The sequence below is a fragment of the Streptomyces laurentii genome (genome assembly GCF_040635425.1).
GTDB classification, from domain to species: domain Bacteria; phylum Actinomycetota; class Actinomycetes; order Streptomycetales; family Streptomycetaceae; genus Streptomyces; species Streptomyces laurentii.
Map to the genome: position 1 here is coordinate 14,150 of NZ_JBEYHT010000010.1, position 14,074 is coordinate 28,223.

Annotated in this window: 16 protein-coding genes; 3 read left to right on the forward strand and 13 right to left on the reverse strand. The window is 71.3% G+C overall.

Annotated elements, in window-relative coordinates; all coding sequences use genetic code 11:
• The 5 genes from ABZ693_RS08975 to glnII form a co-directional block, all read right to left on the reverse strand.
• The gene (locus ABZ693_RS08975) at positions 1–1,098 is read right to left on the reverse strand and encodes a PDR/VanB family oxidoreductase (RefSeq protein WP_359874991.1); all 1,098 of its coding nucleotides are present in this window, start codon (positions 1,096–1,098) and stop codon (positions 1–3) included.
• Positions 1,098–1,985 (reverse strand): metal-dependent hydrolase, encoded by an 888-nt coding sequence (locus ABZ693_RS08980; RefSeq protein ID WP_359874993.1) that lies wholly within the window; start codon positions 1,983–1,985, stop codon positions 1,098–1,100. Before ABZ693_RS08980 ends, ABZ693_RS08975 begins: the two co-directional genes overlap by 1 nt.
• Positions 1,986–2,114: 129 nt before the next feature.
• Positions 2,115–2,915, reverse strand: a complete 801-nt coding sequence (locus ABZ693_RS08985; RefSeq protein ID WP_359874995.1) for a tyrosine-protein phosphatase — start codon at positions 2,913–2,915, stop codon at positions 2,115–2,117.
• A 60-nt stretch (positions 2,916–2,975) separates the two neighbouring features.
• Positions 2,976–3,572 carry a winged helix-turn-helix domain-containing protein gene (locus ABZ693_RS08990; protein ID WP_359874998.1) on the reverse strand — a complete coding sequence of 199 codons (597 nt, stop codon included), beginning with the start codon at positions 3,570–3,572 and terminating at the stop codon, positions 2,976–2,978.
• Positions 3,573–3,981: 409 nt separating this feature from the next.
• Positions 3,982–5,013, reverse strand: coding sequence for a glutamine synthetase (gene glnII, locus ABZ693_RS08995; RefSeq protein ID WP_359875000.1), 1,032 nt, complete (start codon positions 5,011–5,013; stop codon positions 3,982–3,984).
• Positions 5,014–5,301: 288 nt separating this feature from the next.
• Here glnII and ABZ693_RS09000 point away from each other — a divergent pair, with 288 nt between their 5' ends.
• Positions 5,302–6,222, forward strand: a complete 921-nt coding sequence (locus ABZ693_RS09000; RefSeq protein WP_359875002.1) for a Gfo/Idh/MocA family protein — start codon at positions 5,302–5,304, stop codon at positions 6,220–6,222.
• Positions 6,223–6,301: 79 nt separating this feature from the next.
• Here ABZ693_RS09000 and ABZ693_RS09005 read toward each other — a convergent pair whose 3' ends face one another.
• Positions 6,302–6,661, reverse strand: coding sequence for an ArsC/Spx/MgsR family protein (locus tag ABZ693_RS09005; RefSeq protein WP_359875004.1), 360 nt, complete (start codon positions 6,659–6,661; stop codon positions 6,302–6,304).
• A 148-nt stretch (positions 6,662–6,809) separates the two neighbouring features.
• On the opposite strand from ABZ693_RS09005, the gene ABZ693_RS09010 reads away from it, so the two are divergent.
• Entirely contained in the window at positions 6,810–7,085 is a 276-nt protein-coding gene (locus ABZ693_RS09010) for a hypothetical protein (protein ID WP_359875006.1), read from the forward strand.
• A 95-nt stretch (positions 7,086–7,180) separates the two neighbouring features.
• Here ABZ693_RS09010 and ABZ693_RS09015 read toward each other — a convergent pair whose 3' ends face one another.
• The 3 genes from ABZ693_RS09015 to glnA form a co-directional block, all read right to left on the reverse strand.
• The gene (locus tag ABZ693_RS09015) at positions 7,181–7,681 is read right to left on the reverse strand and encodes a hypothetical protein (protein ID WP_359875008.1); all 501 of its coding nucleotides are present in this window, start codon (positions 7,679–7,681) and stop codon (positions 7,181–7,183) included.
• Positions 7,674–8,081 carry a type II toxin-antitoxin system RelE/ParE family toxin gene (locus tag ABZ693_RS09020; protein WP_359875010.1) on the reverse strand — a complete coding sequence of 136 codons (408 nt, stop codon included), beginning with the start codon at positions 8,079–8,081 and terminating at the stop codon, positions 7,674–7,676. The genes ABZ693_RS09015 and ABZ693_RS09020 overlap by 8 nt, the downstream gene beginning before the upstream one ends.
• A 346-nt stretch (positions 8,082–8,427) precedes the next feature.
• Positions 8,428–9,837 carry a type I glutamate--ammonia ligase gene (glnA, locus tag ABZ693_RS09025; RefSeq protein ID WP_359875012.1) on the reverse strand — a complete coding sequence of 470 codons (1,410 nt, stop codon included), beginning with the start codon at positions 9,835–9,837 and terminating at the stop codon, positions 8,428–8,430.
• Between the two features lie 248 nt (positions 9,838–10,085).
• On the opposite strand from glnA, the gene ABZ693_RS09030 reads away from it, so the two are divergent.
• Entirely contained in the window at positions 10,086–10,553 is a 468-nt protein-coding gene (locus tag ABZ693_RS09030) for an RDD family protein (protein WP_359875014.1), read from the forward strand.
• Between the two features lie 244 nt (positions 10,554–10,797).
• On the opposite strand, the gene ABZ693_RS09035 is transcribed toward ABZ693_RS09030, so the two are convergent.
• The 4 genes from ABZ693_RS09035 to lipB form a co-directional block, all read right to left on the reverse strand.
• A complete protein-coding gene (locus ABZ693_RS09035; RefSeq protein WP_359875016.1) occupies positions 10,798–11,508 on the reverse strand; it encodes a DUF4191 domain-containing protein in 711 nt (236 codons plus the stop codon).
• Positions 11,509–11,518: 10 nt separating this feature from the next.
• Entirely contained in the window at positions 11,519–11,728 is a 210-nt protein-coding gene (locus ABZ693_RS09040; RefSeq protein WP_359875018.1) for an SCO2195 family GlnR-regulated protein, read from the reverse strand.
• Positions 11,729–11,986: 258 nt separating this feature from the next.
• Positions 11,987–12,976, reverse strand: a complete 990-nt coding sequence (gene lipA, locus ABZ693_RS09045) for a lipoyl synthase (RefSeq protein ID WP_359875020.1) — start codon at positions 12,974–12,976, stop codon at positions 11,987–11,989.
• A 102-nt stretch (positions 12,977–13,078) separates the two neighbouring features.
• Positions 13,079–13,930, reverse strand: a complete 852-nt coding sequence (lipB, locus tag ABZ693_RS09050; protein WP_359875022.1) for a lipoyl(octanoyl) transferase LipB — start codon at positions 13,928–13,930, stop codon at positions 13,079–13,081.
• Between the last annotated feature and the right edge of the window lie 144 nt (positions 13,931–14,074).

Genomic DNA, 14,074 nt, shown 5'->3' on the forward strand with positions numbered 1-14,074 from the left:
TCAGAGGTCGAGCACCAGCCGCTCGCTCGTGCAGCGCGAGACGCAGATCAGCATGGAACCGGCCCGCTCCTCGTCGGTGAGCAGCTCGTCCCGGTGGTCCACCTCGCCTTCCAGGACCCGCTGTCGGCAGGTGCCGCAGAACCCCTGTTGGCAGGAGTAGAGCAGACCCGGCACCGCCTCGCGTACGGCGGACAGCACCGACTGGCCGGCGGCCACTTCCACCGTCCGTCCCGTACGCCGCAGTTCGACCTCGAAGGCCGTCCCGTCCTCGGCGCGCGCGGCGGAGAAGCGCTCCAGGCGCGGCGTACGGTCCGCGGGCAGCGCGGCGCCGACGGCGTCCATCAGCCCCTCGGGGCCGCAGCAGTAGACCTCCGTCCCGGCGGGCAGGTCGCCCAGGAAGGACAGGTCGGGCCGCCCGTCCGAGTCCTCGGCGACGACCGTCGTCCGGCCGCCGCTCCGTCCCGAGTGCCCCGACTGCCCTAGTTTCTCGGCCTCTTCGGCGTACGGCATGGTGGCGCGGCTGCGCCCGCAGTACAGCAGCCGCCACTCCGCGCCCGCCGCCTCGGCGGCGCGTGCCATCGGCAGGACGGGCGTGATCCCGATGCCGCCGGCGACGAAGACGTATGCGGGCGCGGGGGCCAGCGGGAAGCGGTTGCGCGGCCCGCGGATCTCGATCTCCGTGCCGACGGACAGCCGTTCGTGCACCTCGCGCGAGCCGCCGCGGCCACCCGCCGACTCGTCGATCAGCCGGGTGGCGATCGTGTACGCGGCGCGGTCGGCCGGGTCGCCGCACAGCGAGTACTGCCGTACGGCCCCCGAGGGCAGCACCAGGTCGATGTGGGCGCCCGGCTGCCAGGCGGGCAGACCGGCTCCCTCCAGGCGGAGTTGGGCCACGCCCTCGGCGGGCTCGGCGCGCGCGGCGACCCGGACCCGCCGGGTGACGGTGGCCTGGCGCCCGTACCCCGAGACGGGTGCGTCGAGCGCGGGCAGCGGCCACAGCGGCGAGTCGGTGATCCGTCGGTGCAGCGCCCGCTTGGCGAGCAGCGCGGCACCCGCGACGAGGACGACGGTACGCAGGCGGGGGAGCGGGAGCGCCATCAGTGCCGGCCTCCGTTCGCGCCGGGGGAGGCGGCGAGGTAGGCGGCGGCCTGGACGGTGGACCCCTCCATGGAGGGGTGGTAACTCCGGCTCAGATAGCGGGGGATGGAGCGCAGCATGTCCGGTGTCGACGGCAGCACGCCCTCGCGGCCCTTGCGGACGAACTGCCCGACGCTCGGCTTGGCGTCGAGGAGTGTCGGGTCGTTCTCCATGAAGAACCGCACCCCGCGCTGCCACATGAAGACGAGCGCGGAGAACGCCGCGGCCCAGGTGCGGGCGCGCCGCCGGTAGCCGCCGTCGAGGTGCAGGAAGAGTTCGTAGGCGACCGAGCGGTGCTCGACCTCCTCGGCGCCGTGCCAGCGCAGCAGGTCGAGCATGACGGGGTCGGCGCCGACCCGGTCGAGTTCGTCGGCGTTGAGCACCCAGTTGCCGAGGAAGGCGGTGTAGTGCTCGATGGCGGCGATCAGCGCGACCCGCTCCATCAGCCACCAGCGGCGCGGCCGGCCGGGCGGCAGGGTCCGGTCGCCGAGCAGCTTCTCGAAGAACCAGTCGACCTGCGCGGTGTACGGGGTGGGGTCGAGCCCCAGCCGCTTGAGGTGGGGCAGGACGTCGTCGTGGGCCTGGGAGTGGACGGCCTCCTGACCGATGAAGCCGATGACGTCCGCGCGCAGCCGCTCGTCGGTGATGTACGGCAGCACCTGCTTGTAGACGTGCACGAACCAGCGCTCGCCGGCCGGAAGCAGCAGGTGCAGCACGTTGATCGTGTGCGTGGTGAACGGGTCGCCGGGGACCCAGTGGAGCGGGGTCTCCTCCCAGTCGAAGGAGACCTTGCGGGCCTTGAGCTCGATGTGCTCGGACGCCACCGGTGCAGGCTGCGTATTAGACATGGCGTCAATGTACTGAGGGGTAGGGCGGGGTGCCAGGGGTCGGGCACGGACTTCTCGCCGGGAAGGGCGGGTTCGTCGGTTCGAACAGGGGCTTCGGATGGGGGCCTCGGGCGGGGCGCTCCCGAGGAGTCAGGCCGCGTACACCGTGAGCCGTTCCCGCAGGACGGTGACGGCCTCGTCCGGGACGCCGAGCCCGTCCCGTACGTACCGCTCCATCGTCCCGTACCGCGTCGCCACTTCCTCCAGCGCCGCCTCCAGGTACTCCGGCAGCACCCCGACCAGCGAGAGCGCCAGCTCCGGGTCGCCGCCCTGGGCCGTGAACCCCTCGATGAGCGGCGCGAACGCCGTCCGTACCCCCGGATTGACCGCCAGGTACTCGGCCATCGTGGTCTCCTCGTCCGCGCCCAGCAGCGCGAGCACGATCGTCGCCGCCCACCCGGTCCGGTCCTTGCCCGCCGAGCAGTGGAAGAGCAGCGGCCCGGCGAACGGATCGCCCAGCTCCGTCAGGAAGGCCCGGTAGGAGGCGCGGGCCGACGCGCTGTGCACGAAGGCCCGGTACGTCCGGGCGAACGCCGTCCGCGCCCGGCCCCCGCCCAGCGACTGCTCGGCGAGCACCGGATCGGCGAGCAGCGCCTTCAGCCGGGCGGCGGGCGGCAGTCCGCTGGCCGCGAGCTGGTCGGCGAGCACGTCCGCGACCAGCGGCCGGGCGCCCACCGGCACGTGGTCGGGGCGCTCGGCCCGTTCGCGCGCGGTACGGAAGTCGACGACCGTACGGATGCCCAGCGCGGCCACCACCGGCTCGGCCGGATCGAGCCGGTCGAGCTGCCCGGAACGGAACACCAGACCCGCGCGCACACTCCGCCCGCCGCCGAGGGGCACGGCGCCGAGGTCGCGGAGGTTGGCGACGGTGGCTGCGGGAATGGCGGGCATACGTCGACTCCTCGACCCTTTTGCGGCGCTTCGGTGCCTTTCCCGCACCGTAGCCGAAGGTCAGGGCAGGTACTTGTAGCCGACCCGCCGCACGGTCTGGATCGTGTGCCGGTGCTCGGCGCCGAGCTTGCGGCGCAGCCGCGCCACGTGCACGTCGACGGTCCGGCCGTCGCCCACGTGCCCGTACCCCCACACCGTCCGCACCAGCTGGTCCCGGGAGTGCACCCGGTGCGGATGGGCGACCAGGTGGGCGAGCAGTTCGAACTCCAGATACGTGAGGTCGAGCGGCCGCCCGTCGACACGGGCGACGCGCCGCTCGCCGTCGACGGTCACCGGGCCCTCCTCGGCGGTGGGCGGGGCGGCCGCCGTCTCCGGCCCGGCGGGCAGCAGCACCAGGTACCCGACCATCGGCGGGCGACCGGGCAGCGCCGGCAGGGTGTGCTGCGGCGCGGGCAGCAGCGTGGCGCCCGGCGGCAGGTACTCGGCGACCTCCGCGAGCCGGTCCCGGAGATCGGCGGGCGGGGCGGCCGGGGTCCTGACCGGGGTCTGGACCGGGATCGGGGCGGGGGCCTGAAGGGGGCTCTGAGCGGGGGCGACGGCGCGCAGGCGGGGGCGGAGAAGCGAGTGGGGCGGGGCGACGGCACGGGTGTGGGCCATGGGGAAGCTCAGCTCTTTCGCGCGAGGGAGGGCGGACGGAGTCGTACGCGATGCGCGGCGGCCGAAGGCCAGGGGCCGGACACGGATCCGGCGGGGCTTTAGAGGGCCGACGCGTTCCCTACGCGCCGACAGCACCGGTCGTAGTCGTGGTGCTGACGGGACGGCCAGAACGGCTCGAGGTCGTGACGCCCCGACGCGGTGTCGTTCCCGATGCTGGCCATATCCCTATTAAAGCAGCAGGGAAGTCCCGTGGGCAGCCCTGGTGTTCGACCGCGGACCGCCCGAACGGCCGTCCCCGCCCGCCGGTTCGGGGTCGGGGACGGCCGTTCGGTGGGGAGGACGCCGAAGGGGCGCCCGCCGTACACGTGGTACGGCGAACGCCCCTTCGGACCGGTCCGGGTCGGGCGGCTCAGATCTGGCCGGCCTTCTCCAGCGCCTCGCAGCAGGTGTCGACCATCAGACGGGTCACCGTGTACGGGTCGACGTTGGCGTTCGGGCGGCGGTCCTCGATGTAGCCCTTCTGGTCCCGGGCGACCTGCCACGGGATGCGGACCGAGGCGCCGCGGTCGGACACGCCGTACTTGTACTCGTCCCACGGGGCGGTCTCGTGCAGACCGGTGAGGCGGTCGTCGATGCCCGCGCCGTAGTTCTTGACGTGGTCGAGCGGCTTCGAGCCCTCGCCCAGCGACTCGCAGGCGGTGATGATCGCGTCGTAGCCCTCGCGCATCGCCTTGGTGGAGAAGTTGGTGTGCGCGCCCGCGCCGTTCCAGTCGCCCTTCACCGGCTTCGGGTCCAGGGTCGCGGAGACCTCGAAGTCCTCGGCAGTGCGGTAGAGCAGCCAGCGGGCCACCCACAGCTGGTCGGAGACCTCCAGCGGCGCCAGCGGGCCGACCTGGAACTCCCACTGGCCCGGCATGACCTCGGCGTTGATGCCGGAGATGCCGAGGCCCGCGGCCAGGCAGTTCTCCAGGTGCGCCTCGACGATCGGACGGCCGTGGATCTCGTCCGCGCCGACACCGCAGTAGTAGCCGCCCTGCGGGGCCGGGAAGCCGTTCTCGGGGAAGCCGAGCGGGCGGGTGCCCTCGAAGAACGTGTACTCCTGCTCGATGCCGAAGATCGGCTCCTGGCCGGCGTACTTCGCGTAGACCTCGGCGAGGGCGGCGCGGGTGTTGGTGTCGTGCGGCGTCATGTCCGTGTTGAGGACCTCGCACAGCACGAGGATGTCGCTTCCGCCGCGGATCGGGTCCGGGCAGGAGTAGACCGGCTTCAGGACGAGGTCCGAGGCGTGCCCCCGGGCCTGGTTCGTGCTGGACCCGTCGAAGCCCCACAGCGGGAGCTCCTCCAGCGGCAGACCGGCGCCCGCGATGATCTTCGTCTTGGAACGGAGCTTCGCGGTCGGCTCGGTGCCGTCGATCCAGATGTACTCGGCCTTGAAGGTCACGGGAACGTCATCCTTAGCGGGTGGTGCGGTGCCCGGTGGCTCGCCGTGAGGGGGCGGCCCGGGCGGGGCGGTGTCTGCCCGAAGCTTCGCAAGACGGGATTTCCCACCCGTTGCCCGATTGTGAACCCCGTGTTAACGGGCCTCCCGTCCCCGGGCTCCGGGGCATCCCCGGGCCGGTGTCCGGGGTCTCCCCAGGTCCGGTTCCAGGGGTGGCACCGGGGCGGACCAGGGGTGCGTCAGGGAAATCCCGCATTCCGCCTGTCGTACGCGCCCGGCAGACTGGAGGGCATGACGAACCTCCCGGGCCCCAAGCCCCGCATCGGTCTCCTCGGCACCGGCCCCTGGGCCGGGCGCACCCACGCGCCCGCGCTCGCCGCGCATCCGGGCGTGGAGTTCGCCGGGGTGTGGGGCAGGCGCCCCGAGGCCGCCGCGGCGCTGGCGGCGGCGCACGGCACCACGGCGTACGAGGACGTGGACGCCCTCTTCGCGGCCTGCGACGCCGTCGCGTTCGCCCTGCCGCCGGACGTCCAGGCCCCGCTCGCGGCGCGCGCGGCGGCCGCGGGCTGCCATGTGCTGCTCGACAAGCCGGTGGCAACCGACGCGGCGCCGGCCCGGAAGACCGCGGACGCGGTGACGGCGGCCGGGGTCGCGTCCGTGGTGTTCTGCACCCTGCGCTTCGCGGAGCCGACCGCCCGCTGGATCGAGGAGCAGACGGCGGCCGGCGGCTGGTTCCTGGGCGAGGCGCACTGGCTGGGCGCGCTCTTCTCCCCCGAGGCGGACAGCCCGTACGCGGCCTCGCCCTGGCGGCGCGAGAAGGGCGGCCTGTGGGACGTCGGCCCGCACGTCCTCTCCGTCTACCTGCCGATCCTCGGCGACGTCACCTCCGTCACCTGCGCCGCCGGCCGGGCGGACACCCGCCATCTGGTGCTGCGCCACGCCTCGGGCGCGAGCACCACCATGACCCTCACCCTCAGCGCCCCGCCGGCCGCCTCCGAGGCCGCGCTGTCCCTGTACGGCGAGGGGGGCCGGGTGACCATGCCGGACTGGAACGGCGCCCTCGACGCGTTCGGGAACGCGGTGGACGCCCTCCTGGAATCGATACGGACGGGCCGCCCGCACCCCTGCGACATCCGCTTCGGCGCCCGGCTCACCGAGATCCTCGCCGAAGCGGAAAGCCAGGCCGAGGCCGCCGGGCAGCCGGAAGCGTAGAGCGGCACACACCGTTCGCTTTCGCTCGCGGGAGCGCCGCCCGCCCACCAGGCAGACGGCGCTCCGGCGCCGGTCCGGCTCAGCGGGACAGCGCGTCCCGCACGGCTTCCTCGGACCGGCCCACGACGGCCGTGCCGTCCTCGGCGGTGATGAGGGGCCGCTGGATCAGCTTCGGACGCGCCGCCAGCGCCTCCACCCACCGGTCCCGGTTCGCCGCGTCCTTGGGCCAGTCCTTGACCCCCAGCTCCTTGGCCTCGGCCTCCTGCGTCCGCGTGATGTCCCACGGCTCCAGGCCGAGCCGCTCCAGCACCTCCCGGATCTCGTCCGGCGACGGCACGTCCTCCAGGTAGCGGCGCACGGTGTAGTCGGCACCCTCGGCGTCCAGCAGGGTCAGCGCGCTGCGGCACTTGGAACAGGCGGGATTGATCCAGATCTCCATGCCCCCAACGTACCGCCGAAGCCACCCCCGATTCCCCGCACAAAACCGTGCTGGCCAGGGGCGATTGTCAGTGGTCCCCACTAAAATCATGGGTGAAGGCGAGGGTCCCGGGGAGGGCCCCCGCCCACCGTCCGCCAGGAGGTCGCCCATGGCTGTCGCCACGATCCGGACACCGTCCATCGAACCTTGGAAGCCCCTCCAGAAGCAGCCGCTCCCCGCGGGCCGCCCGCGGGAGTGGTACGTCACCCACAACCGCCGACTGAAGGCCATGCGCCTCGCGATAGCCCTGCTGGACGCGGGTGTCTACCTCCCGTCCCGGGCCACCAACGCGCGCATCCGCACCACCGCGGCCCAACTCGGCATCCACCCGCCCTCCGACACCACCTGCCACATGGTCCGCGCCCTGATCCGCTACAGCCGCTGACGCGTCGGTGACGCACGCCGGCCGTGCCCTTCCTCACCAGGGGAAGGGCACGGCCGGCCGGCATCGGCGGGGGCGGGCTTCGAGGCGGCGGAAACTCAGACGATGCGGACCCTGCGGCCCTGCACCTTGCCGGTGAGTTCGATGTCGTCCACGCCGATCGCGGTCAGCATCCGCATGAGGAGTGACATGCTCACGGGGGCCTGATGCTCCGCGGCGTCCCGAGCCTCGCTCAAGGACTCCTCCACGAGCGCCGCCTGTTCGGCTCGGAGGACCGGCAGATCCGCGGCCGGAGGATCCGACGGGAGAACCGGCGCGGATGGCCGGAGTGGAGTCGCGGTCGGAAGGGTGTGGTGCAATGCCTCCGCTTCTTCCCGCAGGGCCGCCAGACGATCAAGGAGCCACTCGATCACCTCGTGGTCGTCCCCCTTGGGTGAGGAGACTTCAAGGAGCTTCAGAAGGGTGTCCGAGAACTCCCTGCGACGGTCTTCGGCGACGAGGCGGGCGGTTCCCTCACGTACGGCCCGGTGGTCTGCGGGGGCCACGAAGGCGTCCAGCAGCTCGTCCGTGGAGCCGATTTCCACGTATCCCTTACTCACCGTCCGCCTCCGCCTTCTTCAGGTAGTCCTCGTATCGTTCGATCGCCAAGGGGATCATCTCCCTGTACCACTGTGCCCAGTTCCCCGCCTTGTCGCCAGCCACCAGCAGGACCGCGTTACGGTCGGGATCGAAGATGAACAAGATTCGCGGCGCGCTTTCGTGCCCTGAGTGCGGGCGCAGCTCCTTCAGGTTCGGGTATGTGGGTTTCTTCCCTTCACTCAGAGTGTCCACCAACGGGCGTCCGAGTGCGGGTCCTCGCTCGATCAGTGCACCGAGGGCTTCGGCGACCCACCGGGATGCCTGCCGGTCGATCGCGCGCAGTGTTCGTAACCACTCGTGGACCTCCGGGACGATCCGAAGGCGGTACGGCGGTGGTGTAGGACTCACAATGCCCTCCATCTGGGCGGGAGGATCCTGTATCCGCGGTGATCGGACATCCGGGGAGCTCCCCTGACCCCTCGCGATCGAGGTGGTGTGACGCTCCCTGGAAGCCACGCGCCAGGGGCCTGGGGCTGGGTCAGAGGAAGTCGCGGCCGGTGCTCGGGGCGACGGTCACGGCGTCGTCCTCCCTCGGCGAACAACGCGGTGGTGCCCTGAGCAACGACCCAGCCTCTCGAATGGCACTGCCGACGTACGCGCAGGACGAGCCGGAGGCGACGAAGCCCCGCCGGGGGCCGTCGGGCGCCACGGCAAAGAGCCCTGCCGCTCTCCGGGGAGAGGGGCAGGGCTCTTGCGCGCGCGATCTTTAGAGGTCGAAGTAGAGCTCGAACTCGTGCGGGTGCGGGCGGAGCTGGATCGGGGCGATTTCCTGGGTGCGCTTGTAGTCGATCCAGGTCTCGATCAGGTCGGAGGTGAAGACACCGCCGGCCTGGAGGTACTCGTTGTCGTCCTCCAGCGCCTTCAGGACGGAGGAGAGGTCGGTCGGGACCTGGGCGACGTTCGCGTGCTCCTCGGGCGCCAGCTCGTAGAGGTCCTTGTCGATCGGCTCGGCCGGCTCGATCTTGTTCTTCACGCCGTCGAGGCCCGCGAGGAGCAGGGCGGAGAAGGCGAGGTACGGGTTCGAGGACGGGTCCGGCGCGCGGAACTCGACGCGCTTGGCCTTCGGGTTCGAGCCCGTGATCGGGATGCGCATGGCGGCGGAGCGGTTGCGCTGCGAGTAGACCAGGTTGACCGGGGCCTCGAAGCCGGGGACCAGGCGGTGGTAGGAGTTCACCGTCGGGTTGGTGAAGGCCAGCAGCGACGGGGCGTGCTTCAGGATGCCGCCGATGTAGTGGCGGGCCATGTCCGACAGGCCCGCGTAGCCGGCCTCGTCGTAGAACAGGGGAGCGCCGGCCGCCCACAGCGACATGTGGACGTGCATGCCCGAGCCGTTGTCGCCGAAGATCGGCTTCGGCATGAAGGTCGCGGTCTTGTTGTTGCGCCAGGCGACGTTCTTCACGATGTACTTGAAGAGCATCAGGTCGTCGGCCGCGGCGAGCAGCGTGTTGAACTTGTAGTTGATCTCCGCCTGGCCGGCGGTGCCGACCTCGTGGTGCTGGCGCTCGACCTGGAGGCCGACCTTCTCCAGCTCCAGGGAGATCTCCGCACGCAGGTCGGCGAAGTGGTCGACCGGCGGGGCCGGGAAGTAGCCGCCCTTGTAGCGGACCTTGTAGCCCCGGTTGTCCTCCTCCTTGCCGGTGTTCCAGGCGCCGGCCTCGGAGTCGATGTGGTAGAAGCCCTGGTTCGCCGACGTCTCGAAGCGGACCGAGTCGAACACGTAGAACTCGGCCTCGGGGCCGAAGAACGCGGTGTCGGCGATACCCGTGGACGCCAGGTACGCCTCCGCCTTGCGCGCGATGTTGCGCGGGTCGCGGCTGTACTGCTCGCCCGTGATCGGGTCGTGGATGAAGAAGTTGATGTTCAGCGTCTTGTCGCGGCGGAACGGGTCCAGGCGGGCCGTCGACAGGTCGGCGCGCAGCGCCATGTCCGACTCGTGGATGGCCTGGAAGCCGCGGATCGACGAGCCGTCGAAGGCGAGCTCCTCGGCCGGGTCGAACGCCGTCGCCGGGATCGTGAAGTGCTGCATGACGCCGGGAAGGTCGCAGAAGCGGATGTCGACCATCTTGACGTCATTGTCCTGAATGTACTTCTTGGCCTCGTCGGCGTTCTGGAACATCCAACTCCTCCTACGCCCGGCCCGGGGAGGGGCGGGGCTGCGGCTCGGTGTGTCGGCCAGGGTGGTGGCCCACGCTGGACCCGACCATAGGCAGACCGGATTTCTCCAGCATGACCCATTTGTTTCGTCGAAGTTAACCGAGCCGGTGGCAGGGCCGGGGTAGGCCACGTGCGGAACCGGCCACGCGTCGCGCGCTCCCGGCGCCCCCGGCCGGAAGTGATCGAAATCGGGCACAGTACCGTGGTCGGGTGGACAACAGGCAAGCACTTGGATCGTGGCTGTCCGGCCCCCGCGCCGCGGCCGAAGAAGCGGGCGTCGACTTCGGCTACCGCGGGCAGCAGCTCGGCCTGCCCGAGGAGGGTCCCGGCTCCATCGCCCGGCCCGGCCGCCGCCTCGGCGCCCTCACCGTCGACTGGGCGCTGTGCATGCTCATCTCGTACGGCCTGATCACCCACCGGTACACCCAGGCCACCGGGAACTGGGCGGTGCTCATCCTCTTCGTCATGAGCGTGCTCATGGTCGGCACCGTCGGCTTCACCCCCGGCAAGCGGCTCTTCGGCCTGCGCGTCGTCTCCGCGCGCGGCGGCCGGCTCGGCGTCCTGCGCGTGATCCTGCGCAGCGCCCTCGTCTGCCTCGCTATCCCGGCCCTCATCTGGGACCGCGACGGGCGCGGCCTGCACGACCGCTTCTCCGGAGCCGTCCAGGTCCGGATCTGATCCGATCCGGTCCGGTCCGACCGGGGCCGATGTTGCCTGATCCAGTCATCTCCGGTCGTCTCCGGTCAACTCCCGTCCGACCCGGCCTCGTCCGGTTCGGACCGGTGAAACCGTGATCGGATTCGGTCCGATCCCTTGATCAGTCCGTCATCTGCGCACACGACGCGTACAAGAAAAGGGGCGTCCCGGACCATCGACAGGTCCGGGACGCCCCTCTTGAGCGTGTAGCCAGAGAGCGTGAGCCTCAGCGCATCTTTCCGCCGCGCGGCATCCGCATGCCCTTCGGCATCGGACCCTTGGGCAGCGGCATGTTGCTCATCAGGTCGCCCATCGCGCGCAGCCGGTCGTTGGCCGCCGTCACCTGGGGGCCGGCGAGCACGCGCGGCAGCTTGAGCATCTTCGTACGGATCTTCTTCAGCGGCACCTGACCGGCGGCCTCGTCGTCACCGACGATGATGTCGGTCACCGGCACGTCGAGGACGATCCGGGCCATCTTCTTCTTCTCGGCCGCGAGCAGCGGCTTCACCCGGTTCGGGTTGCCCTCCGCCACCAGCACGATGCCCGCGCGGCTGACCGCCCGGTGCACCACGTCCTGGCTGCGGTTCATCGCCACCGCCGGGGTCACGGTCCAGCCGCGCCCGACGTTCTGCAGCACCGCCGCGGCGGCGCCCGGCTGGCCCTCCATCTGGCCGAAAGCCGCCTTCTCGGCACGCCGGCCGAAGACGATGGCCATCGCCAGGAACGCCAGGACGAAACCGAGAATGCCCAGGTAGAGCGGGTGTCCGATGAGGAAACCGATCGCGAGGAGGACACCGAGTACGACGATGCCCACGCCCGCGACGACGAGACCGACCATCGGGTCGGCCTTCCGGGTCATCTTGTACGTGAGGGCGATCTGCTTCAGTCGCCCGGGGTTCGCGGCGTCAGCGCCGCCCGTGTTTGCCTTCCTCGCCATGTCCTGAAGTTTACGTGGCCCGCGAGGCGGGCCCCGCCACGGCCTCCATCACGCGCTGGGCCTCCACCCGGTCCTTCGCGCGGCGCCGGTCCTCCAGGACCGAGTTCCACGCGTTGCGCCGGGCGGTGCGCTGGCCGCGTGCGAGCAGCAGGGCCTCGACGGCCCGGAGGGCGCCGGTGATGGACGGGAACGGCAGGGTTCGGACGTGCGCGGCCTGCATGGGAGGGGACCTCCGTGGGCACTCGGTTGCGGTGCGTGCGTACACACTCACAAATCGGTGTTACCAGGACGTGACCCGGCGGTCAAACACAGGTGAAACCGTGCCGCCCACCGGTCCGGATGCCCCCGGCCCGGACGCCCCGGCCCCGTGACCCCGCCGCGCCCACCGCCCCAACGGCCGGTGGCCGCCCGTACGAGGTACGGACGGCCACCGGAAAGGGCTCAGGGCGCGCGGAAGGCGTCATGAGGAAAGGCGTCGTCAGACGGCCTGCGTCGCGTTGGCGACGGCCGTGGCCGCGCCCGCGGTCTCGCCGCGCCGCTCCATGGCCTGCTGGTACAGCCGGCCCGCGCGGTACGAGGAGCGGACCAGCGGGCCCGACATGACACCGGAGAAGCCGATCTCGTCGGCCTCCTCCTTCAGCTCCACGAACTCCTGCGGCTTCACCCAGCGCTCCACGGGGTGATGCCGGACCGACGGCCGCAGGTACTGCGTGATGGTGATGAGCTCGCAGCCGGCGTCGTGCAGCTGCTGCAGCGCCTCGCTGATCTCCTCGCGGGTCTCGCCCATGCCGAGGATCAGGTTGGACTTCGTGACCAGACCGTAGTCCCGCGCCTGGGTGATGACGTCGAGGGAACGCTCGTACCGGAAGCCCGGACGGATCCGCTTGAAGATCCGCGGCACCGTCTCGACGTTGTGCGCGAAGACCTCGGGGCGGGAATCGAAGACCTGCTGGAGCAGCTCCGGCACCGCGTTGAAGTCGGGGGCGAGCAGCTCGACCTTGGTGCGGCCGGCGGCGCGCTCCGCGGTCTGCTGGTGGATCTGGCGCACGGTCTCCGCGTACAGCCAGGCGCCGCCGTCCTCCAGGTCGTCGCGCGCGACGCCGGTGATGGTGGCGTAGTTCAGGTCCATCGTGACGACGGACTCGCCCACGCGGCGCGGCTCGTCCCGGTCCAGGGCCTGCGGCTTGCCGGTGTCGATCTGGCAGAAGTCGCAGCGCCGGGTGCACTGGTCGCCACCGATGAGGAAGGTCGCCTCGCGGTCCTCCCAGCACTCGAAGATGTTGGGACAGCCCGCCTCCTGGCAGACCGTGTGCAGGCCCTCGCTCTTCACGAGACTCTGCATCTTCGTGTACTCGGGCCCCATCTTCGCCCGGGTCTTGATCCACTCGGGCTTGCGCTCGATGGGGGTCTGGCTGTTCCGGACCTCCAGGCGCAGCATCTTGCGTCCGTCGGGTGCGACTGCGGACACATCGGCTCCTGTAGCTTCGATTCTTCGGCGCACACCAGGGTACGCCCGTTGCTTCTTATGCCTTGACGCTCTGGCCAACCTCTGGCCCGAGCCTGGCATTCCTCAGGCCGAGGCCCGCTCGTGCTCGTGTACGGCCCGCTGTTCCGCCTCGACGTCCCGCGGCTTCGGCGTCGCCTCGGCCATCACGTCGCGCAGATGCCGTTCGACGACCGGGAGGACTTCCTCGATCGTGATGTCGCGGCCCAGTTCGTTCGCGAGCGAGGCGACGCCGGCGTCGCGGATGCCGCACGGGATGATCCGGTCGAACCAGGTGTTGTCCGGGTTCACGTTGAACGAGAAGCCGTGCATCGTCACGCCCTTGGCGACCCGGATGCCGATGGCCGCGAGCTTGCGGTCCTCGCGGCGCTGGCCGGCGTTGGACGGGGCGTACTCGGGGCCGTTGAGCCGCGGGTCGAACTCGCTGTCCGTGAGCCGGGGGTCGGCCGCCGGCTCGATCCCGGGGGCGAGGTCCAGAGACAGGCCGCCGATCGCCGGGCGGGACTCGACGGGGTCGCCGAGCACCCAGACGCCGCTGCGGCCCTCGATGCGGGTGGTCTCCAGGCCGAAGCCGGCGGCGGTACGGATCAGCGCCTCCTCCAGGCGGCGCACGTGCGCGACCACGTCGACCGGGCGGGGCAGCTTCATGATCGGGTAGCCGACCAGCTGGCCGGGGCCGTGCCAGGTGATCTTGCCGCCGCGGTCCACGTCCACCACGGGCGTCCCGTCCAGCGGTCGTTCGCTGTCCTCGGTGCGCCGGCCGGCGGTGTACACGGGCGGGTGTTCGAGGAGCAGGCAGGTGTCCTCGATCTCGTCCGCGAACCGGGCGGCGTGCACCTCGCGCTGCTTGTCCCACGCCACCTGGTAGTCGACGGCGTCCTCGCCGAAGCCCACACGGACGAATCGCAGCTCACTCACGGCCATGCCTCCTCCTGGGTGCCGGAGCCGGGTTCCGGGGGTCGTCCCGGGGCGGGAGCCGGCTCGGCGCCATGCGTCAATCACGCCGACGCAACTGTACGGCGGTATGACCGGCCGCCCCCGGGCAGGTGCGCGGGGCGGGAG